This window comes from Brachybacterium sp. UNK5269, assembly GCF_049266655.1.
Lineage (GTDB): Bacteria > Actinomycetota > Actinomycetes > Actinomycetales > Dermabacteraceae > Brachybacterium.
Genome location: NZ_CP184883.1, coordinates 2,876,542 through 2,895,525, shown reverse-complemented (window position 1 = coordinate 2,895,525; position 18,984 = coordinate 2,876,542). Strand labels below are relative to the sequence as shown.

At 69.2% G+C, this 18,984-nt stretch carries 15 protein-coding genes and 1 tRNA gene; 7 read left to right on the top strand and 9 right to left on the bottom strand.

Annotation, left to right across the window (positions count from 1 at the left end):
- Positions 1-43: 43 nt before the first annotated feature.
- Complete coding sequence (locus ACOJUI_RS13545; protein ID WP_422115469.1) at positions 44-1,480, bottom strand: DUF418 domain-containing protein; 1,437 nt, start codon at positions 1,478-1,480, stop codon at positions 44-46.
- Positions 1,481-1,770: 290 nt separating this feature from the next.
- Between ACOJUI_RS13545 and nrdF the strand changes: the two genes are divergently transcribed.
- Together nrdF and ACOJUI_RS13535 are read left to right on the top strand one after the other, a co-directional pair.
- Complete coding sequence (nrdF, locus tag ACOJUI_RS13540; RefSeq protein ID WP_422115468.1) at positions 1,771-2,739, top strand: class 1b ribonucleoside-diphosphate reductase subunit beta; 969 nt, start codon at positions 1,771-1,773, stop codon at positions 2,737-2,739.
- A gap of 82 nt (positions 2,740-2,821) precedes the next feature.
- Complete coding sequence (locus tag ACOJUI_RS13535) at positions 2,822-3,334, top strand: 4'-phosphopantetheinyl transferase family protein (RefSeq protein ID WP_422115467.1); 513 nt, start codon at positions 2,822-2,824, stop codon at positions 3,332-3,334.
- A gap of 165 nt (positions 3,335-3,499) precedes the next feature.
- Here the strand turns inward: ACOJUI_RS13535 and ACOJUI_RS13530 are convergent, their stop codons facing one another.
- Together ACOJUI_RS13530 and ACOJUI_RS13525 are read right to left on the bottom strand one after the other, a co-directional pair.
- On the bottom strand, positions 3,500-4,834 hold the full coding sequence (locus ACOJUI_RS13530; protein WP_422115466.1) for a M1 family metallopeptidase: 1,335 nt from the start codon (positions 4,832-4,834) through the stop codon (positions 3,500-3,502).
- Entirely contained in the window at positions 4,831-8,724 is a 3,894-nt protein-coding gene (locus ACOJUI_RS13525) for a Pls/PosA family non-ribosomal peptide synthetase (RefSeq protein ID WP_422115465.1), read from the bottom strand. The genes ACOJUI_RS13530 and ACOJUI_RS13525 overlap by 4 nt, the downstream gene beginning before the upstream one ends.
- A gap of 348 nt (positions 8,725-9,072) precedes the next feature.
- Between ACOJUI_RS13525 and ACOJUI_RS13520 the strand changes: the two genes are divergently transcribed.
- Entirely contained in the window at positions 9,073-9,357 is a 285-nt protein-coding gene (locus tag ACOJUI_RS13520) for a GlsB/YeaQ/YmgE family stress response membrane protein (protein ID WP_422115464.1), read from the top strand.
- 136 nt (positions 9,358-9,493) lie between these two features.
- On the top strand, positions 9,494-9,811 hold the full coding sequence (locus tag ACOJUI_RS13515) for a hypothetical protein (protein ID WP_422115463.1): 318 nt from the start codon (positions 9,494-9,496) through the stop codon (positions 9,809-9,811).
- A 31-nt stretch (positions 9,812-9,842) separates the two neighbouring features.
- Here the strand turns inward: ACOJUI_RS13515 and ACOJUI_RS13510 are convergent, their stop codons facing one another.
- Positions 9,843-10,496, bottom strand: coding sequence for an IMPACT family protein (locus ACOJUI_RS13510; RefSeq protein ID WP_422115462.1), 654 nt, complete (start codon positions 10,494-10,496; stop codon positions 9,843-9,845).
- Positions 10,497-10,587: 91 nt separating this feature from the next.
- On the opposite strand from ACOJUI_RS13510, the gene ACOJUI_RS13505 reads away from it, so the two are divergent.
- A complete protein-coding gene (locus ACOJUI_RS13505) occupies positions 10,588-11,181 on the top strand; it encodes a hypothetical protein (RefSeq protein WP_422115461.1) in 594 nt (197 codons plus the stop codon).
- Positions 11,182-11,256: 75 nt separating this feature from the next.
- On the opposite strand, the gene ACOJUI_RS13500 is transcribed toward ACOJUI_RS13505, so the two are convergent.
- From ACOJUI_RS13500 to ectA, 3 genes are all read right to left on the bottom strand, one after another.
- Positions 11,257-11,649 (bottom strand): ectoine synthase, encoded by a 393-nt coding sequence (locus ACOJUI_RS13500; RefSeq protein ID WP_422115460.1) that lies wholly within the window; start codon positions 11,647-11,649, stop codon positions 11,257-11,259.
- Positions 11,650-11,695: 46 nt separating this feature from the next.
- Complete coding sequence (gene ectB, locus ACOJUI_RS13495; RefSeq protein WP_422115459.1) at positions 11,696-12,991, bottom strand: diaminobutyrate--2-oxoglutarate transaminase; 1,296 nt, start codon at positions 12,989-12,991, stop codon at positions 11,696-11,698.
- Positions 12,992-13,086: 95 nt separating this feature from the next.
- A complete protein-coding gene (gene ectA / locus ACOJUI_RS13490) occupies positions 13,087-13,641 on the bottom strand; it encodes a diaminobutyrate acetyltransferase (protein ID WP_422115458.1) in 555 nt (184 codons plus the stop codon).
- 337 nt (positions 13,642-13,978) lie between these two features.
- Between ectA and ACOJUI_RS13485 the strand changes: the two genes are divergently transcribed.
- Entirely contained in the window at positions 13,979-15,487 is a 1,509-nt protein-coding gene (locus ACOJUI_RS13485; RefSeq protein ID WP_422115457.1) for an alanine/glycine:cation symporter family protein, read from the top strand.
- A gap of 107 nt (positions 15,488-15,594) precedes the next feature.
- A tRNA-Lys gene (locus ACOJUI_RS13480) sits at positions 15,595-15,670 on the top strand.
- 713 nt (positions 15,671-16,383) lie between these two features.
- Here the strand turns inward: ACOJUI_RS13480 and ACOJUI_RS13475 are convergent.
- Both ACOJUI_RS13475 and ACOJUI_RS13470 read right to left on the bottom strand, forming a co-directional pair.
- Positions 16,384-17,235: a PIN-like domain-containing protein gene (locus ACOJUI_RS13475; protein WP_422115456.1), complete on the bottom strand. Its 852-nt coding sequence runs from the start codon at positions 17,233-17,235 to the stop codon at positions 16,384-16,386.
- The gene (locus ACOJUI_RS13470; RefSeq protein WP_422115455.1) at positions 17,228-18,835 is read right to left on the bottom strand and encodes a DUF262 domain-containing protein; all 1,608 of its coding nucleotides are present in this window, start codon (positions 18,833-18,835) and stop codon (positions 17,228-17,230) included. The genes ACOJUI_RS13475 and ACOJUI_RS13470 overlap by 8 nt, the downstream gene beginning before the upstream one ends.
- Positions 18,836-18,984: the final 149 nt, after the last annotated feature.

Genomic DNA, 18,984 nt, shown 5'->3' with positions numbered 1-18,984 from the left:
CCCCGTCGGCGACGACGGGGACCCTCGCATCGGTTCGGGCCCGTCAGGGGCGGGCCGCGCCCGCGGGCCGGTCGTGCCGGCCGTAGGTGAGGCGCCGCAGCAGCCGCTCGGCCGGGCCGCGCATCCCCCGCGCGTCCATCCAGGCGGCGATCGGCAGCGAGAGCAGCCACACCCCGAACGCGATCCCGACGGCCGAGGCGGTGCTCAGCTGCGGCGCCAGGCCCAGGCCCCAGCTCGCCATCAGCGGGGCCAGCAGCAGGGACTGGAACAGGTAGAAGGTCAGGGAGCGCTGACCGACGGCGGCCAGGGCCCGCGCCACGCCCTGCGGCGCGGCGGCGGGGGCGGGGACCGGACTCGCGGCGGGCTCGCCGTAGGCCCGCTCCGCGGGGGAGAGCGCGGCGTGGGCCGCGGCCTGCTGGGCGCGCAGCGCCCGACGCTCGGCCCGTCCGGTCGTCGCCGCCGGCGCCTCGGCCGCGACCTCCCGCCGCTCGAGCCGCACGGCCAGCAGCCCGAAGGCTGCCGCGTAGCCGACTCCGCAGCACATGCCGCCGACGGCGTTCACGCCGGCGAAGGCCCAGCCCAGCGTCTCCGGCAGGGGGAGTGCCCCGGCGATCAGCAGGGCATCCGGCAGCCCTCCGAGCCAGCCGATCGCGATCCCGCCGACCGCGATCCTGCGCAGCAGCCGGGTGTGCCGCCACGGCTCGTCCAGCAGTCGGCCCCGGGCCGCGATCCAGCCCAGCAGGATCGGCAGCGGGGCCGCCGTCAGGGCCGCCGGCACGCTGCTGACGATCCACATCCCGGTCCTGGTGAGCACCGAGATCAGGTAGGGCTGGGCGTACGCCATGTCGCGCACCCAGTCGGGGGCGACGGGCGAGGCCCCGGCCGCCGTCGTGGCCAGCACCTCCGGCGGGGCGAAGAGCAGCAGCACCATCGCGCTGACCAGGCTGAGCAGGGCGAAGAGCGTCAGCAGCCCGCCGAGCACGCCGGCCCAGATGATCAGGGTGCGGGTGCGTCGGCCGAAGAAGATCCAGACCAGCAGCAGCCCGGCGATCGCGTACGCCCCCAGGATGTCGCCGTAGAAGAGCAGGGCAGCGTGCAGGAAGCCGAGCAGCAGCATCGCCCAGTGGCGTCGGCGCAGCATGATCCTCACGACGCGCGGCTCCATCCCGCGGTCGATGCGGGAGCGGTAGAACTGCACCATGCCGTAGCCGAACAGGAAGGCGAACAGCGGCATCGCCCGGTGATCCACCGCGATCGTCATCACCACCTGCACCACGGTGTCGGCGGGGCCCCGGGCGGGGACGTGCGGGGTCATGCCCACCGCGCCTTCATGGCCCCACAGGAACCAGCAGACGTTCGCGATGGCGATCAGCGCGAGCATGAGGCCGCGGGCGATGTCCGGGGCGAGGGAACGCTGGGGACGGGCGGCCCGGGCGGTCGCCGAGAGGGGAGAGAGCGGGGCTGCGGCCGAGGCGGTCACGTCGGGGCCTTTCACGGAAGCGGTGCACGAGCCGGGCCGGACCGGTGCGGGCCTGCCGGGTGAATGCTCTGAAACTAGCAACGGTGCTGGTCATAGTCATGCGACCAAAGTCGGGCAGGTGTCATCGGTCGTCCATGGTCCGCGTCTCGGTCCGCACCACCCCGCTCCGCCGATTTCGCAAGGTGGCCCTTCCCACCGCCCCCCGGGGCCGTCGGACCCTCCCTTGTGGGCCCCCTCTGCCTAGACTGGCGAGGACTTACCCCCCTAGTTTTTGCGACAGTGAGGCTGCGGTGAACGACCACCTGAAGACGACGGTCCAGGCGATCAACTGGAACCGGATCCCGGATCCGAAGGACCAGGAGGTCTGGGACCGACTGACCGGGAACTTCTGGCTGCCGGAGAAGGTTCCGCTGTCCAACGACGTGCAGTCCTGGAGCCGCCTGCCCGAGCACGAGCAGACCCTGGTGATGCGCGTCTTCACCGGCCTGACGCTGCTGGACACGGTGCAGGGCACCGTGGGCGCGGTCTCGCTGATCCCCGACGCGATCACCCCCCACGAGGAGGCGGTGTACACGAACATCGCGTTCATGGAGTCCGTGCACGCGAAGTCCTACTCCCAGATCTTCTCGACGCTGGCCAACACCAAGCAGATCGACGAGGCCTTCCGCTGGAGCGAGTTCAACGAGCCGCTGCAGAAGAAGGCGAACATCGTCATGGGCTACTACGCGGGCGACGACCCGGAGAAGCGCAAGGTCGCCTCGACGCTGCTCGAGTCGTTCCTGTTCTACTCCGGCTTCTACCTGCCGATGCACTACTCCAGCCGCGGCGAGCTCACCAACACCGCCGACATCATCCGGCTGATCATCCGGGACGAGGCCGTCCACGGCTACTACATCGGCTACAAGTTCCAGAAGGCCGTGGAGAAGGCGTCCCCGCAGCGCCAGGCCGAGCTCAAGGACTACACCTTCTCGCTGCTCATGGAGCTGTACGACAACGAGGAGGAGTACACCGAGGATCTCTACGACCCGGTGGGCTGGACCGAGGAGGTCAAGACCTTCCTGCGGTACAACGCCAACAAGGCGCTGATGAACCTCGGCTACGAGGGTCTCTTCCCGCAGGAGAGCACCGAGGTCAACCCCGCGATCCTGGCCTCGCTGTCCCCCAACGCCGACGAGAACCACGACTTCTTCTCCGGCTCGGGCTCGAGCTACGTGATGGGCAAGGCCGTCGAGACCGAGGACGACGACTGGGACTTCTGATCCCCGCACACTCCACGACGGGCCGGGCGATCACGCCCGGCCCGTCGTCGTCCGCCCCACCGCTCAGCGGCGGAGCCGCGCCATGACCTCAGCCCGCCCCGGCCTCGTGCAGCTGCACCGAGCCCAGGACGACGCCGATGCGGTCCTCCGCGGCCGCGTCGCGGCGCTGCTGGGCACCGAGCCGGCCGACGTGCTGGTGGGACGCTCCTGCGGTCGCTGCGGCTCCTCCGACCACGGCCGCCCGTGGGCGCGGGGCCGGGGCCGACGGGACGAGGTCGCGGTGAGCCTGTCCCGCTGCGGGCAGCACCTGATGACCGCGGTGAGCGCGGAGGGCGCGGTCGGCGTGGACCTCGAGGAGGTGGCCGCCGTCACCCTGCTCGGGGATCACGCGCTGGTGCTGCATCCGAGCGAGGCGGCGCCCGGGCGGAGTCTCGAGCCGACCGAGCTGGCCGCGATGTGGGCGCGCAAGGAGGCGATCCTCAAGGCGCTCGGCGTCGGGCTGGCCACCCCGATGGCCACGATCCGGGTGGCGGACTTCGACGTGGTGGACCTGCCGGCGCCGCCCGGTCACGTGGCCGCGGTCGCGATGCTCTGAGACCGGGGCGCGGAGGGGCCGCCGGCCGCCGTCGAGGGCTGCGAGGTCGGGGGAGCGGGACGGGCCACGCGCTGCCTGGTGGGCCGGCAGCCTCGCCCCGTCACCCCACTGCGCAGCGCTGGATCCCGGGGCGCCCCCGGGATCCAACCCCCGCAACCCCCGCTCTCAGCTCTCCCGGCCCGGGCACGGGGGCAGCTCGGTGCCGTGCAGCCAGCGGTCGAACAGGTCGCGCAGGTCCTCCCCGGCCACCTGGCCGGCGTGCTCGACGAACATCTCACTGGTGACGCTGCAACCGCGATGCTCCTGCAGCCAGCTCCGCACGAGCTCGAAGAACTTCTCGTCCCCGACCCGCAGGCGCAGGGCGTGCACGGTCAACGCGCCCCGCTTGTAGACCCGGTCGTCGAACATCAGCGCCGGGCCGGGATCGGAGAGCTGCAGGTCGTCCTGCGGCAGGCGGGACTGCAGGTCGTGGTGGCGCTCGACCTCGGCCTGGACGCTCGAGAGGCCGTCCTCCTCGGCCCAGAGCCACTCGCAGTAGCAGGCGAAGCCCTCGTGGAGCCAGATGTCCCGCCAGCGCTGCAGGGTCACCGAGTTCCCGAACCACTGGTGGGAGAGCTCGTGGGCGATCAGCCGCACCGACTCCCAGTCGGTGTCGAGGAAGTTGCGGCCGAAGGTCGACAGCCCCTGGGCCTCGAGCGGGATCTCCAGGTCGTCGTCGGTGATCACCGCGGTGTAGGAGTCGAAGGGGTAGTCGCCGAACAGCCGGCTGAAGAAGGCGAGCATCTCCGGCTGGCGCCCGAAGGTCGCCGCGAGCACCGTGTCGTCGCGGCGCGAGGGGGCCAGGGTCCGCACCGGCACCGGCGCGCCGGTCTGCTCGATGGCGTCGTAGCGGCCGATCTGGACGGTCGCGAGGTAGCTCGCCATCGGCGCGGTCTGGGTGAACGACCAGGTGACGGCGTTCCCGCTGCGGCGGGTGCCCTGCAGCTCCCCCGAGGCGGCGACGGTGTACCCCGGCGGGGCGGAGATGCGGAGCGCATAGGTGGCCTTGTTGTCCGGGCGGTCGTTGCAGGGGAACCAGGACGGTGCGCCGTGCGGCTGCGCGGCGACGATGGCGCCGTCCTCGAGCTCCTCCCAGCCGGCCGCGTCCAGGACCCGCGAGGGCACCGGGCGGGGCTTGCCGGAGTACTTCACCCGCACCGTGAGGTCCTGGCCGGGGCGCGCCGGATGCTTGAGGGTCAACCGGTCGCGCAGGTGGGTGAACCTGACCGGCCTGCCCTGCACGAACACCTTCTGCGGGTGCAGTCCGTAGAGGTCCAGCTGCAGGGTGTCGGTCTCGGCCAGTGGCCGGCAGGTCAGGGTGGCGTCGCCGTCCAGCCGGTTGCCGTCGACCTTGTAGGCCAGGGTGAGGTCGTAGTGGAGGACGTCGAAGCCGGGGTCCCCGTGGCGGGGCACGTAGGGGTCCGTCCCGCTGCGCAGGGCGGAGGCGAGGGCAGTGCTCATGCCTCATCCTCCCAGGGGCCGATGGGGTTGCCGGTCCAGCGGGTGCCGGCCGGGACCCGTTCGCCGCGCATGACCAGGGACACGGGGCCGACGGTGGCGTGGTGGTCGATGGACGCGGCCGGCAGGATCACGCTGCCGGGGCCCAGCGTCGCTCCGGCGCCGAGGACCACCGTGTCCATGCTCAGGACCCGGTCGTGGAACAGGTGGGTCTGCACCACGGTGCCGCGGTTGACGGTCGCCCCCGCGCCGAGCGAGACCAGGTCCGCCTCGGGCAGCCAGATCGACTCGCACCAGACGCCCGGCCCGATCCTCACCCCCATCAGGCGCAACCAGAGGTTCAGGGCCACGGTGCCGGTGGCCGGGGTCGCGAACCAGGGGCCCGCGAGCACCTCGGTGAAGGTGTCGGCCAGCTCGTCGCGCCAGACGAACGGGGTGAACAGGGCGTGCTCGCCGGGGCGGTGGCGGCCGACGATCAGCCACTTCGCGGCCACGGTGATCAGCGCGGCGAGGACGCCGGCGCCGAGCAGCACCGCGCCGCCCAGGAGCGCCGCCAGCAGGACGCCCCACCGCTCCACGGCCAGCAGGGCGTACAGGACCAGACCCACGCCGACCGGGAGCAGCAGGGAGATCAGCAGCGGGAGCAGGCGGCAGGTCTCCACGAGTCCGCGCTGGATCAGCAGGCGCCGCGGCGGATCGTAGGTGCGGCTGGAGTCCTGCTGGTCCTCGGTGCGGCGCAGCCGGCGCGGCGGGCTGCCGATCCAGGAGGTGCCGGCCTTGGCGGCCGTGCGCCGCGGGGCGGCGGAGAGCACGGCGACCAGGGACTGCTTGGGGACCTTGCGGCCGGGGGCGAGCATCCCGGAGTTGCCCACGAAGGCGCGCTTGCCGATCTTGACCCGCTCGACGCGGATCCAGCCGCCGCCGAGCTCGTAGGGACCGATCAGGGTGTCGTCGGCGAGGAAGGCGCGGTCGCCCACCTGCACCAGGCTCGGGATCAGCAGCACCGTGGAGATCTCCACGCTCCGCCCCACCCGCGCGCCGAGCAGACGCAGCCAGAGAGGGGTCAGGGCGCCCGCGTACACCGGGAACAGCCAGGTGCGGGCCTCGTCGAGCAGCCGCAGCGTGGCCCAGATCGAGACCCCGGCGGCGGAGCGGATGGGGTGCGGGCCGGGCCGGATCGCGAGGGCGAGCAGCCGGGTCAGCATCACCACCAGCACCATCAGCGCGCCGACGTGCACGAGCGCCGCGAGCGGCAGCCAGGGCAGCGCCGCGCGGACGGCCTGGCCGAAGGTCTCGGTGCCCCGAAGTACGGGGAACAGCACCGCGGCGCCCGTCAGCAGCGAGGCGGCCGGCAGGGCGGCGATCACGAAGGACAGCAGCCAGTAGGCCGGCAGCCACAGCGGCTTGCGGGGCGGGGCGTCGGGGGACCAGGGGCCGCGGGCGATGCCCTGAGGCTCGGCGGGGGAGCCGGACCAGACCTCGCCGGCGGGGACCGTTCCCAGCACCGCGGAGCCGGGGGCGATCTCGGCCCCGCGACCGATCGCGGCGCCGGGGCCGAGGGTGCTGCGGGCACCGATCCGGGCCTGCTTGCCGATGCGGATCCCTCCGATCCGCACCTGGTCGCCGTCGATCCAGTGCCCGGCGAGATCGACCTCCACCTCGACCGAGGCGCCGCTGCCCACCTCGAGCATCCCGGTGACCGGCGGCAGGGTGTGCAGGTCGACGTCGCGGCCGATGCTCGCCCCGAGCAGCCGGGCGTAGTACGTGAACCAGGGCGCACCGGCGATGCCGGTCGCGGCGAGCTCGTCCTGGATCTTCTCGGCGAGCCAGAGCCGCAGGTGGACGCGGCCGCCGCGCGGATAGCTGCCGGGGCCCACCCCGCGCAGCAGCAGGCGGGCCAGGGCCGCGGCCAGCGTCATCCGTCCGGGCGGCAGCAGCAGCACGAGGGCCAGAGGCAGGAGCAGCCACAGCGGGACGCTCACCGGCCAGGCCAGCGAGGTGAGCGCGGCGGACAGGGTGGAGGCGAGCATCAGCCAGGTGATCCAGCGCAGCGCTGCCAGTCCGCGCAGTGGCAGCAGCGCGAGCAGCTGGGCGAGCTGGGTGCGGCGGCGCACCGGGGAGACCCGGTGGTCGCTCGCGGTGGTGGCCGCGGCCATGGAGTCCAGGTGCGCGGCGAGGGCCGCGATGCGCGAGTGGGTGTAGACGTCGCCGACGGTGACCTGCGGATAGCTCTCCCGCAGCCGGCTGACGACCTGGGCGGCCGTCAGGGAGCCGCCGCCGAGGTCGAAGAAGTCGTCCTTGGGGGAGGTGGCCTGGGCGCCGAGCACCTCGGCCCAGATCTCCGCGATCCAGGCGCGGGTGCCGGACAGGCCCCTCGCCGGGGCGTCCGACGCGGGCAGCGGCCAGGGGAGGGCGTCGCGGTCGACCTTGCCGGAGGTGCGGGTCGGCAGCTCGTCCAGCACGGCCAGGCGGGGCACCTGCGCGGCCGGCATGCGCTCGCGCAGCAGGGCCATCGCGGCGTCGGCGTCGTAGGTGTCCTCGACGGTGAGGTAGCCGACCAGCAGCGTGTTGCCGGATCGGGTCGAGCGCACGGCGGCGGCCGCGGAGACGACGCCGGGCAGGCGCAGCATCTGGTCGTCGATCTCGCCGAGCTCGATGCGGCGACCGCCGAGCTTGATCTGGTCGTCGGCGCGGCCGGCGAACAGCAGTCCGGCCGGGTCGTTCACGACGATGTCGCCGGAGCGGTAGGCGCGGTCCCAGCCCAGGCCGGGCATCGGACCGTACTTCTCGGCGTCCTTGGCCGGGTCGAGGTAGCGGGCCAGCCCCACCCCGCCGATGATCAGCTCGCCGGACCCGCCCGCGGCGACCGGGCGGCCCTGCGCGTCGACGACCGCCAGGTCCCAGCCGTCCAGCGGCAGTCCGATCCGCACAGGAGCGGTGCCGTCGAGGATCGCGCCGCAGGCCACGACCGTGGCCTCGGTGGGGCCGTAGGTGTTCCAGACCTCCCGGCCCGGTGCCTGGAGGCGGGCGGCGAGCTCGGGCGGGCAGGCCTCGCCGCCCATGATCAGCAGCCGCACGTCGCTCAGCGCCCGGTCGGGCCACAGCGCCACCAGGGTGGGCACGGTGGAGACGATGGTGATGCGATTGGCCTGCAGCCAGGGGCCGACGTCCACCCCGGAGCGCACCAGTGAGCGCGGCGCGGGCACCAGGCAGGCGCCGTAGGCCCACGCCAGCCACATCTCCTCGCAGCTCGCGTCGAAGGCGACGGACAGGCCGGCCATCACCCGGTCCCCGGGACCGATCGGCGCCGCCTGCAGGAACATCCGCGACTCGGCCTCCACGAAGGCGGCCGCGCTGCGGTGGGTGACGGCGACGCCCTTGGGCGTCCCGGTGGAGCCGGAGGTGAAGATGACCCAGGCGTCGTCGCCGGGCTCGACCGGCCGCTGCGGGGTGGGCGCGGCGGTGCGGCCGCCCGGGGTGGGGGTGATGACCAGGTCGTTGCCGATCACGACGCGGGCGGCGGACTCCTCGAAGACCACCCGGGCGCGCTCGTCGGGGTCGTCGGCGTCGACCGGGACGTAGGCGGCGCCGGCCAGCAGGATGCCGAGGATCGCGACGTAGAGGTCGGTGGTGCCGGACTTGACCCGCACCCCGACCTTGTCGCCGGGGCCGACGCCGACGTCGGCCAGACGAGCGGCGAGCTCGGTCGCGGCCTCGTCGAGCTCCGTGTACGTCAGGGCCCCCAGGCCGCTGTCCACCGCGAGGGCGTCCCCGCACTCGACGACGGTGCGCCGGAAGATGGCCACCAGGGTGGACGGGGACGGGGCCCGGTCGCCGGCGAGCAGCTCGGGCAGGAGGGAGTCGGGCGTGGTCACTCTGGGATTGTCTCCCATCGAGGCGACAGGACACGGGGTCGGCGTCGGAAAAGCGATGGCCGCTGCGTCCTCTGCCCCCCAGGCCGGTCGCGACACGAGCCGCCGGGGCACGGGGCACGGGGCACGGGCAGGGCGGAGGCCGGCCTCCGGGGCGCGGGGCGGGGAGGGGCGCGGGGCTCGGCAAGCGGGGGGGCGCCGGGCGGCCAGCGGGGGACGAGTCCGGCGGATCCCCGCCCCGGCTCATGTCACAAACCGTACGGTAGTGTCTCTGACCTGCGGTTTCGTCGCCGCCCTGACAGGGCAGGCCCCGATGCCCCACACTGGATGAGCACGATCCCTTCCCCCAAGCGAAAAGGACGGCTGACTATGGGCCTCATCGGACTCATCATCTCCTGGATCATCATCGGCGCGATCGTCGGTCTCATCGCCCGCGCGATCATGCCCGGCAAGCAGGCCATGGGCCTGGGCATGACCATCGTCCTCGGCGTGGTCGGCGCGATCGTCGGCGGCCTGATCGGCAGCCTCTTCGGTGAGGGCGGCGTCAGCAGCCTGCTCGAGAACCCGTGGAGCCTCTGGACCATCCTGCTCTCGGTCATCGGCGCCATCATCGTCATGGCCATCTACGGCCTGGCCACCAAGAACCGCGTCTGACCTCAGCACAGCGGCAGCCGCCTCGCGGCTTCCCACGACGGCGCCGTCCCGGATCTCCGGGGCGGCGCCGTCGTCGTGCGCGGAGCGTGCTCCCGCCCCCCTGGCCCTTCGGGAGGCGGTCGGCCAGACTGGGGCCATGACCACCATGCTGCCTCTGATCACCGCGGATCTGGCGCGTGCGGCCCGGGCCCTGGCGCAGGTGTCCCTGGCCGACGTCGCCGCCCGCGCCGAGCTCGACGTGGAGCGCCTGCGCCGCTTCGAACGGGGCCGGCGGGGCATCGGCGCCGCCGAGAGCCGCCGACTGCGCGTGGCGCTGGAGGAGTTCGGCGTCGAGTTCCTGCCCGAGACGGACGTCTCCGGGTACGGCGTGCGCCAGAAGTTCACCAGCCGCAAGGTGAAGCGTCTCGAGACCTGGGAGAACGAGGGCGGGCCCGCCTACGAGGACGTCATCTGACCCTCCGGGCCGAAGGCCGCAGGATTATCGCTCAGCGCGGGACGTCGGCCGTGCGGCGCCCCACCGCATGCACCTCGACGCGGCCCGAGGACCACCGCGCCGTGTCCTCCGTCAGGGAGGCGAGGTCGGCGGGGTCGACCAGCACCGTCAACAGTGCCCGTCGGGTCGAGTACTGCGTGGGCTCCACCTGGGCGCCGTGGGAACCGGCCCAGATCCGCACCGCGTTCTCGGCGCTGCCGACGTCGGCCGGGGAGACCTCGATCTGCGCGACCACCAGCTCGGTGCGGCGCAGCAGCGTCGCGGCGGCGACCGCCTGCTCGATGCCCGCGGTGTACGCGCGGATCAGTCCGCCCGCACCGAGCTTGGTGCCGCCGAAGTAGCGGATCACGATCGCGAAGGTGTCCACCAGCTGAGCCTGCAGCAGCGCCTGCAGCATCGGCATCCCGGCGGTCCCGGCCGGTTCGCCGTCGTCGTTGGAGCGGTGCACGAGCGCCCGCTGGGCCGTCTCGGCCAGGACCAGCGCGGTGCAGTGGTGACGGGCGTCGGGGTGCTCGGCGCGCGCGGCGCGCAGCAGCCCGTCCGCCTGCTCGACCGACTCGACCCGGTGCAGCCGGGTGAGGAACCGCGAGCGCTTCTCGACCAGCTCGGTCTCGACGTCGGCGGCCAGGACCAGGGGAGCGGACATGCGGGGCAGTCTAGGCGGAGGTGCAGGCCGGAACCCCCTACCGCTACCCTGACCTCATCGCATGCCCGTTCTCCCTGCTCAGGAGGTCCCCGTGTCCGCTTCCCAGCCGTCGTCGGCGCCGCAGAACCCGCTCTCGCCGCAGGGTGCCTTCCCGGCCGGGGCGGGCGCTCCGGCGCCGGGCCCCGCGCCGTCCAAGGCTCCCAAGCTCCTGATCATCATCGGCTCGGTGATCCTGGCGCTCAGCGTCATCGTCGGGGTCGTGCTCGCGGTGGTGGGGATCGGCGGGGTGGCCGGCAGCGCCGATGACCTCGAGCAGTTCCCCTCCGGCGCGGGCACCGTCGTCGCGGAGGAGGGGGACTCCCTGCAGATCTACGTCCCGGAGGGCTTCCCGCCGCCGACCTGCGACGTGATGGGCCCGGCGGTGGGGGAGGGCACCGGCCAGTCCAGCACGACGACCGCCGGCGGCACCACCTGGGTGTCGGTCCACTCCTTCACCGCGGAGGCGGCCGGCGAGTACAGCATCGACTGCGGCGGCCTCCCCATCGCCGTCGGCCCGCCGGTCTCGATCCTCGGCATCTTCGCCGGCATCGGCGGCATCCTGCTGGCCCTGGGCGGCGGATTCCTCGGGTTCGTGCTGCTCGCCCTCGGCGTGATCCTGCTGCTGGTCCGCCGCAGCAAGGCCTGACCCGCACCCGGATGAGCACGGGGCCCGGCAGGACGCTCGTCCGGCCGGGCCCCGATCGCTGCGGGACGGGAGCGCTCAGGCGTCCTCGGTCACCAGCGGGTAGACGCCGTTCTCGTCGTGGACCTCGCGGCCGGTCACCGGCGGGTTGAACACGCACACGCAGCGGATCTCGGTGCGGGGCCGCACGATGTGCTGGTCGTGGTCGTTGAGCAGGTAGAGGGTGCCCGGGGCGAGTTCGTGCTTCTCGCCGGTGGCGAGGTCCTCGATCTCGCCCTCGCCGTGGGTGATGAACACGGCCTCGATGTGGTTGGCGTACCAGAACCTGCTCTCGGTCCCGGCGTACAGCGTGGTCTCGTGGACGGAGAAGCCGACGCCCTCCTTGGCCAGGATGATGCGCTTGCTGCGCCAGTTCTCGGTCTTGATGTCGGCGTCAGTGTCGGTGACGTCGTCGAGGGTGCGGACGAGCATGGGTGGATCCTTCCGGTAGGGGTGGTGGTGCGGGGGAGCGGGGTGCTCAGGCGCTCAGGGCCTCGGCGACGGTCTGGTCGATGATGTCCAGGCCCCGCGTCAGCTGGTCCTCGGGGATGGTGAGGGCCGGCAGCAGCTTGACGACCTCGTCGGAGGGGCCGGAGGTCTCCACCAGCAGTCCCTCCTCGAAGGCGCGGGCGGTGACCGCGCCGGCCAGCTCGCCGCTGGGCATCTGCAGGCCGCGCGCCAGACCGCGGCCCTTGACCACCAGCTCGTGCTCGGCGAAGCGCGCGGCCAGCTGGTTGAAGCGGCCCTCCACGTAGGCGCCCTTGGCGAGGGTGGACTGCTCGAGCGCGTCGTCGCTCCAGAACAGCTCGAACGCCCGGGTGGCGCTCGCGAAGGCGGGACCGAAGCCGCGGAAGGTGCCGTTGTGCTCGCCGGGCTCCCAGATGTCGAGCTCGGGCTTCAGCAGCGTCAGCGCCATCGGCAGGCCGTAGCCGCTGATCGACTTCGAGAGCGTCACCATGTCCGGCACGATGCCGGCCTCCTCGAAGCTGAAGAACTTCCCGGTGCGGCCGCAGCCCATCTGGATGTCGTCGACGATCAACAGGATCTCGTGCTCGGCGCACAGCGCGGCGAGGCCGCGCAGCCACTCGGCACGCGCGGCGTTGATGCCGCCCTCTCCCTGCACGGTCTCCACGATCACCGCGGCGGGCTTGTTCAGGCCGCTGCCGCCGTCGGTGAGCAGGGCCTCGAGGTACATGAAGTCGGGCACGACCTGGCCGAAGTAGTCGTCGTACGGCATCGGGGTGGCGTGGACCAGGGGGATGCCCGCGCCGCCGCGCTTCATCGAGTTGCCGGTGACGGAGAGGGCGCCGAGGGTCATGCCGTGGAAGCCGTTGGTGAAGCTGACCACCGACTCGCGCCCGGTGACCTTGCGGGCCAGCTTCAGCGCGGCCTCGACCGCGTTGGCGCCGCCCGGGCCGGGGAAGGCGACCTTGTAGTCCAGGCCCCGGGGCTGCAGGATCCGCTCGTCGAAGGACTGCAGGAACTCGCGGCGCACGTCGGTGAACATGTCCAGGCCGTGCACCACGCGGTCCTCGAGGAAGTGGTCGACGACGGCCTGCTTCAGCTCGGGGTGGTTGTGGCCGTAGTTCAGGGTGCCGGCGCCGGCGAAGAAGTCCAGGTACTCGCGGCCGTCCTCGGCGGTCAGGATCGAGCCCTTCGCATGGGTGAACACGGCGGGCCAGCTGCGCGAGTAGCTGCGGACCTGCGACTCGAGCTCGACCGGGTCGCGGCGCTCGGTGGTGGTGGTCTTCTCGATCGGTGCGGTCATGGTCATGAGATCTCCCTGGGGTGGTGTGCGATGGGTTCGGTCAGCGGCCTGCGGGCGCGCGGAAGCGCCCGCCACGGGATGCCGCGGCGGTGCGGCTGCGATCAGCCGGCGGCGCGGAGGTCGCCGATGAGGTGGAGCTGCTCGGCCTGGTGGCCGGGATCGGGGAAGTCGCCCTGCTCGAACAGCGGCTCGATGCGGTGGGCGGCGCCGTGGCGCGCGGCGAAGGCGGCGAACAGGCGCTGGGAGGCGAGGTTGTCCTCGGTGATGGTGGACTCGAGCATCCGCACCTGCGGCAGGTCCGCCACCAGCGCGTCGAGCAGGCGAGCGGCAATGCGCCGTCCGCGCTGGGACTCGTCCACGGCGATCTGCCAGACGAAGAGGCGGTCGGGGGCATCGGGGCGGCGGTAGCCGAGCACGAAGCCGACGGCCTCGCCGTCCTGCACCGCGAGGCGCGAGGTGGCGGCGAAGTCCCGGGCCAGCAGCAGATACGCGTACGAGGTGTTCAGGTCCAGGGTCCCGCTGTCGCGGGCGATGCGCCACATGGCGGCGCCGTCGCGGTGGACGGGAATGCGGATCTCGAGCCCGTCATCGGCGCTGCCGACGGGGGCCGACGACGGGGAAACGGTGGAGCGGCGGTTCTCGGACAGGGTCGTCAACGGTGCCATCACAAGGCCCAACGCTAACGAGAACCGCGACGACGAGGGAGCCCCAGCCGAGTGGTCGGGCCCGTTCCTCGGTGTGTCGTGACCGGATTGTGATCGTCGGGCATCCGACGAGCAGATTGTCGGACAACCCCGCCTCATGTGTGACGACCTGCGGCGATGCACGCCACGAACGGCGCTCTCTGCCGCCACAGGAAGGCTGATCATGGGGTACGTCACATCGAGGCGAGTCAGGCCACGAAGTCGCGCACACGGGCGGGAGGCCCTAGGGTGCCCCGCCGAACGACCGGATCGAACGCCGGTCGAGCCCGCAGTCGTTACCGTCGTGCCCATGAACCCCCTCGAAACATTGAACGAGTTCCTCGGAAACGCGGAGGGCTGGCTCTGGACGTGGGCCGGGATGCCGGTGGTCGTGGTCCTCGGTCTCTACTTCACGATCCGCTCCGGCGCCGTGCAGTTCCGGATGATCCCCGCAATGCTCGGCGCCCTCACCCAGCGGGCCCAGCGCGAGGAGGTTCGCGGCGGCGGAGACGCCGGCGAGCGCACGAAGTCCCTCAGTGCCTTCCAGGCGTTCTCCATCTCCGCCGCGGCCCGCGTGGGCACCGGCAACATCTCCGGCGTCGCCGGTGCGATCTTCCTGGGTGGGCCCGGGGCGGTGCTGTGGATGTGGGTGATGTGCCTGCTCACCAGCGCCGCCAGCTTCGTCGAGTCGACCCTCGCGCAGCTGTGGAAAACCCGTGCGGCCGATACCTACAAGGGCGGCCCCGCCTTCTACATCCAGCGTGGCCTGGGCAGCCGGAAGTTCGGGGTGTTCTTCGCGATCCTGTTCATCTTCTGCTTCGCCTTCGCCTTCACCTCGCTGCAGGCCAACACCATCGTGGACGCCGTGACCAACGCCGTCGCCGTCTACACGGATCCCGAGGGCCTGGCCTGGCTGCCGATCGCCCTCGGCGTGCTGCTGGCCGTGCTCACCGCCGGCGTCGTCTTCGGCGGCATGCGCCGCGTGGCCACGGTCGCCCAGAACATGGTCCCGATCATGGCGGCGATCTACCTGCTGCTGGGCATCGTCATCGTCGGCATGAATCTCGGCGAGCTGCCCCGCGTGCTCTCCCAGATCGTCACCGAGGCGTTCACCCCGCAGGCTGCGATCGGTGGCGGCATCGGCGCCGCGATCGTCAACGGCGTCCAGCGCGGCATGCTCTCCAACGAGGCCGGCATGGGCTCGGTCCCCAACGTCGCCGCCACCGCCTCGGTGAGCCACCCCGTCAAGCAGGGCATGGTCCAGACCCTCGGGGTCTACTTCGACACCCTGCTGATCTGCTCGATCACCGCCTTCATCGTGCTGGTCTCCTTCCCCGACGTCTCCGCCGGCGGCGAGGGCCTGGTGATGGTGCAGGAGTCGCTGTCCGCGAACCTCGGCGGCTGGTCCGCGATCCTGCTCGCGGCGATCATGTTCCTGCTCGCTTTCACCTCGGTGCTCGGCAACTTCTCCTACGGCGAGGCGAACATGCACTTCCTCACCGACAAGCGCGGCTGGCACCTCGCCTTCGGCGCCGCCGTGGTGGCGCTGGTGTTCATCGGCTCGGTGATCGCCGTGGACCTCGCCTGGACCATCGCCGGGGTGAGCATGGTGTTCATCGCCCTGATCAACATGGTGGTGATCGCGATCCTGCTGCCCACGTCGCTGAAGCTGCTGCGCCACTACAACGCCCAGCGCGCCCAGGGCCTGGACCCGATCTTCCTGGCCTCCGACCTGCCGGAGATCAAGAACGTCGAGGTCTGGCAGCACGAGGACGTCAGCGACTACGAGGACGAGCGCGAGGCGGCTCCGAGCCGCTGAGCGGGGTCTCGCGCCGATGTGCGCCGGGCAGCGGTCTCGGACCGCCGCCCGGCGTTCTGCGTGGGTGCGGTGCGCCGGTACGATGGACGGGCCCGCTCGGCGGGCACGGGCCTGTAGCTCAGTCGGCAGAGCATCGGACTTTTAATCCGCGGGTCGTGGGTTCGATCCCCACCGGGCCCACCAGGTCGGAGCCATGATTCTGGTTCCGTAGACCGCCTCGATGAGGCCGATGGCAGCGACGCTGACAGCAACGCGACTTAGTGTGCTGGGTCGGGCGAGGAACGACAGCAGCAAGTGCCCCCCTGCACTCCTAAGACGTTGCGGATACCTGAGTGTCGAGGCATAGCCGAGGTCTTCAATCGTCGCGACCAACAACAAGATCACCATGCCAGTCAACGACACCGGGATTGTTTGGCTCGGCAGGTGTTGCTCAGACCTACACCTTGGCAAAGCGTGACTGCTCACTGTTGACGCTGAGATTCTTGGCGTCCAACAATGCATCGGTTAGCTCGGAAGTTCTCTGCAGCGCCAATCGGCGGACGCTGTTCCACATATATCGCGGTTGTTCCAATAGGCGGCTTTCGAGAATTGTGCCGGGCGACATGGACGTAGGCGAGCGTTCTTAAATGCAGGACACACTCGATGCCGGAGGTAGCCCCGTGAGAACCTCCGCTACTGCTTCACGTTGCGGCTCCGACGCCATACGCCCTCTGCCCCTCGGTTCGCGCTGCGTTGCAGGCCTCGGTGCGCGTAAACGAAAGTTGGGGACTGCCTGGATAGGAAACTCTGTCTTGCTCATGGCGAAGGTCGGTTGCAAATAGGGATCGAAAAGACCAAAGAGCCGTGGGGTTTTCTTCCGAAGGATGTCGATCGCTAAAACATAGAAAGATGCGAGGCTACTTCGATGCGTCCTTAACTAGCCGATAGAATCCTTTCAATGAGCACAGGGAGAACGGAAGGCCGGTAAGTGCCTCAATCTCCGCTGAAAGCGTAGGGTGGGCCACTCCGGCTCGAGACCAATCAGGCTTTTGGTCTTCTGTGACGAACAATACGCCTTGAACTCCCTCCAGATTGGACTCGGCAAGGCCATAAAGGAAATCAGCCCAGACGTAAAAGTCTCCGTGATTGGAGTTATGATCCGAGAATCCAGGAGGGGTTTTCGTGTCATTTCGAATCTGTGCGAGCGCAGAAAAGCGGGTACGAGATACGGACTTCGAGATAGCCCGAGAAGAAAGGTTCTCTAGCGTCCCAACCAGTGCTTTCTGATTGCTTTCATCAATCCAATCGCCGTGCCATTGAGCAAACTGGCTGGAGGCATCGATGGCCCCCTCGCTGCGGGGGCCAAGGTCCCGATCCAGCTTTTCAGCCTCGAAGATAAGCTTGTCGATCGCACTCTTGAGGCTCTTGGCGTTCGGCTGCACGGCAGATAGAGCGTTATTCCATACCTCCTGGGCAACTTGGCCGGGGATAATCAATGGTGCTTTGTGGATGCTCGCCAAGTAGTCAACGGCGTCGGCTCCACTAGATCCGTTCATGCCAAGCCGAAACAAGGCGTTAGTGTCCAACCCGATTGCCACATTGGAGTCCAAGTTTAGGCTCGTTGATGCCAGGGTTCGCGACTCTTGAGCCCGCTTCAGATTGTCAGACAAGTGTTGAATGGGGTGAAATGGTATGTCGCGATTTAGCACGGCAAATGTCCGGTTGAGCGCGTCTTGCGAACGGTCGGAGCTGGAGCCGAGGTCAGTCATACCAAACCTCAGCCGCGCGAGCGGACATTTTTGCCCCAAGTTCGTCTATCGATTCGGCTGTCCAGTCTGAATGTGACAGAATGTCAGTCGTCCATTCGCTCGATATTCCTGACGGGGCTAGTGAGTTAATAAACCCGCGCCATGTGGAACTCCCCATGGGCCGCCGAGATTCATCTGCTAGAAAAGTATTGCCGATTGTCGAAACCCAGTAGGTGACACTCTCTTCGGCGACGTTCGACCAGTCGGCGGTCCGCGGCTTGATAAAAAATAGGTTCCCGCGGCCTTCGGGGGTCACCGTGTTTTCCAGGACTGACTCCCGAATAACTGACAATGTGTTCTTGTTCATCGACCGATGGTGGACTCTTTCGGCGAACTCGTTCCTATCCGGGTTTAGGTCGCTGAGATCTTTAAGAGCATCCTCCCAGCGGCCCTCGACGGCAATTCTCCGGGCGGTGACGCCGAAACGTCTTTCAATATTGCCGGTTCCAAGACTCCCTACAACGACGCGCCGCACGACGAGGCGAAGCAAGTCTTTAAAGCCTGCATCGCTGTTACTGGTCTCGCTCATGGCCAGCAGTATGGGCCGTACAGAGACAATGCCCAACCTGTTGAGTATGGAAAACACGCCGAGCTGTACATCGGAGGCTGGCCCATCCGCGGTGGGGTCCATCATCTGTCGATATATCGGCAGACTCTGGCCGAGAAGCTCAATAAGGTTACCTGGGCTAACAGGAATACTGGCCGACCCATTCCTCGCGGTTAGAACATCGTAGAGATCCCGGGGGAGGACATGGCCATGCGTTGTTGTGACCGCATGTCTAATAAACTGCACGAGTGACGTCTGGTTATCGGCACCGAAAACACGCGCAATGGCACTCCACTGTGAATACCGGTTCTCTCTACTCACTGCGGGGGTTTGGCTAAGCACATAACTTTTCAATAAGTCAGCAGTAGTCAACTCCTTCCCGCGCGTATTGATTACTTCAAATACTCGATATGCCGAACCGGGGTCAGGGTGAACAAAGCGCGCCAGATAGAGATGATTCGTCATGAAGTCCGCCCAGATTCCGAGCCGCTTAAACGGGTCCCCTTGCAAATCCTCGCGGAGGCGCTTCTCCAATGTGGTGTATGCGGCGGCGAGGAGCGAGCTCGTGGAATCCTTGGCCTCGGAGTGGCTAATGGATTCCCCAGCAATTATTCTTTGCAGGGATTCGTTGTCTTCTTTGCTCGATAGCGTTACTCGAGGCTGTTCTTTGTCCGTCTGGAAGTCAATGGAGACAAGAAAGCTGGCTCGAAGACGATCGGCTAGCGCTTTTCTTTCATACTTCAGCGCCTCATTGTATAGGATGGAGGCCAAGAGCGTGATCGTGAGAATGCGCTGCTGGCCATCTACTATGTCTTTTGTCGCGCCTTCGCCGGTGACAATTATTAAGCCGAGGAAGTATGACTCATCATTGAGTGCTCTCGCGAGATCGAAAAAAAACTCCTCAACCTCTTCCTTATCCCAGGCGTACTCTCGTTGGAATTGGGGAACGCTGAAAGTGCTCCCTGAGAAGAGTGCCCCGGCGGTCGTCGAGGCAGCATCGAGCGGGGTGTCCATGCGCTAATGATAGCGCGAAGCCCGCGGTCGATGCGTGTACGAGCATCTAACGATGCCTGGCCGGTGAGTTGCTGCATGGATAGGCGACACTCTGGCCGGGCCTTCCGGTTGGCTTACTGTTGACATCGACTAGTCAATGGTCCTTTTGG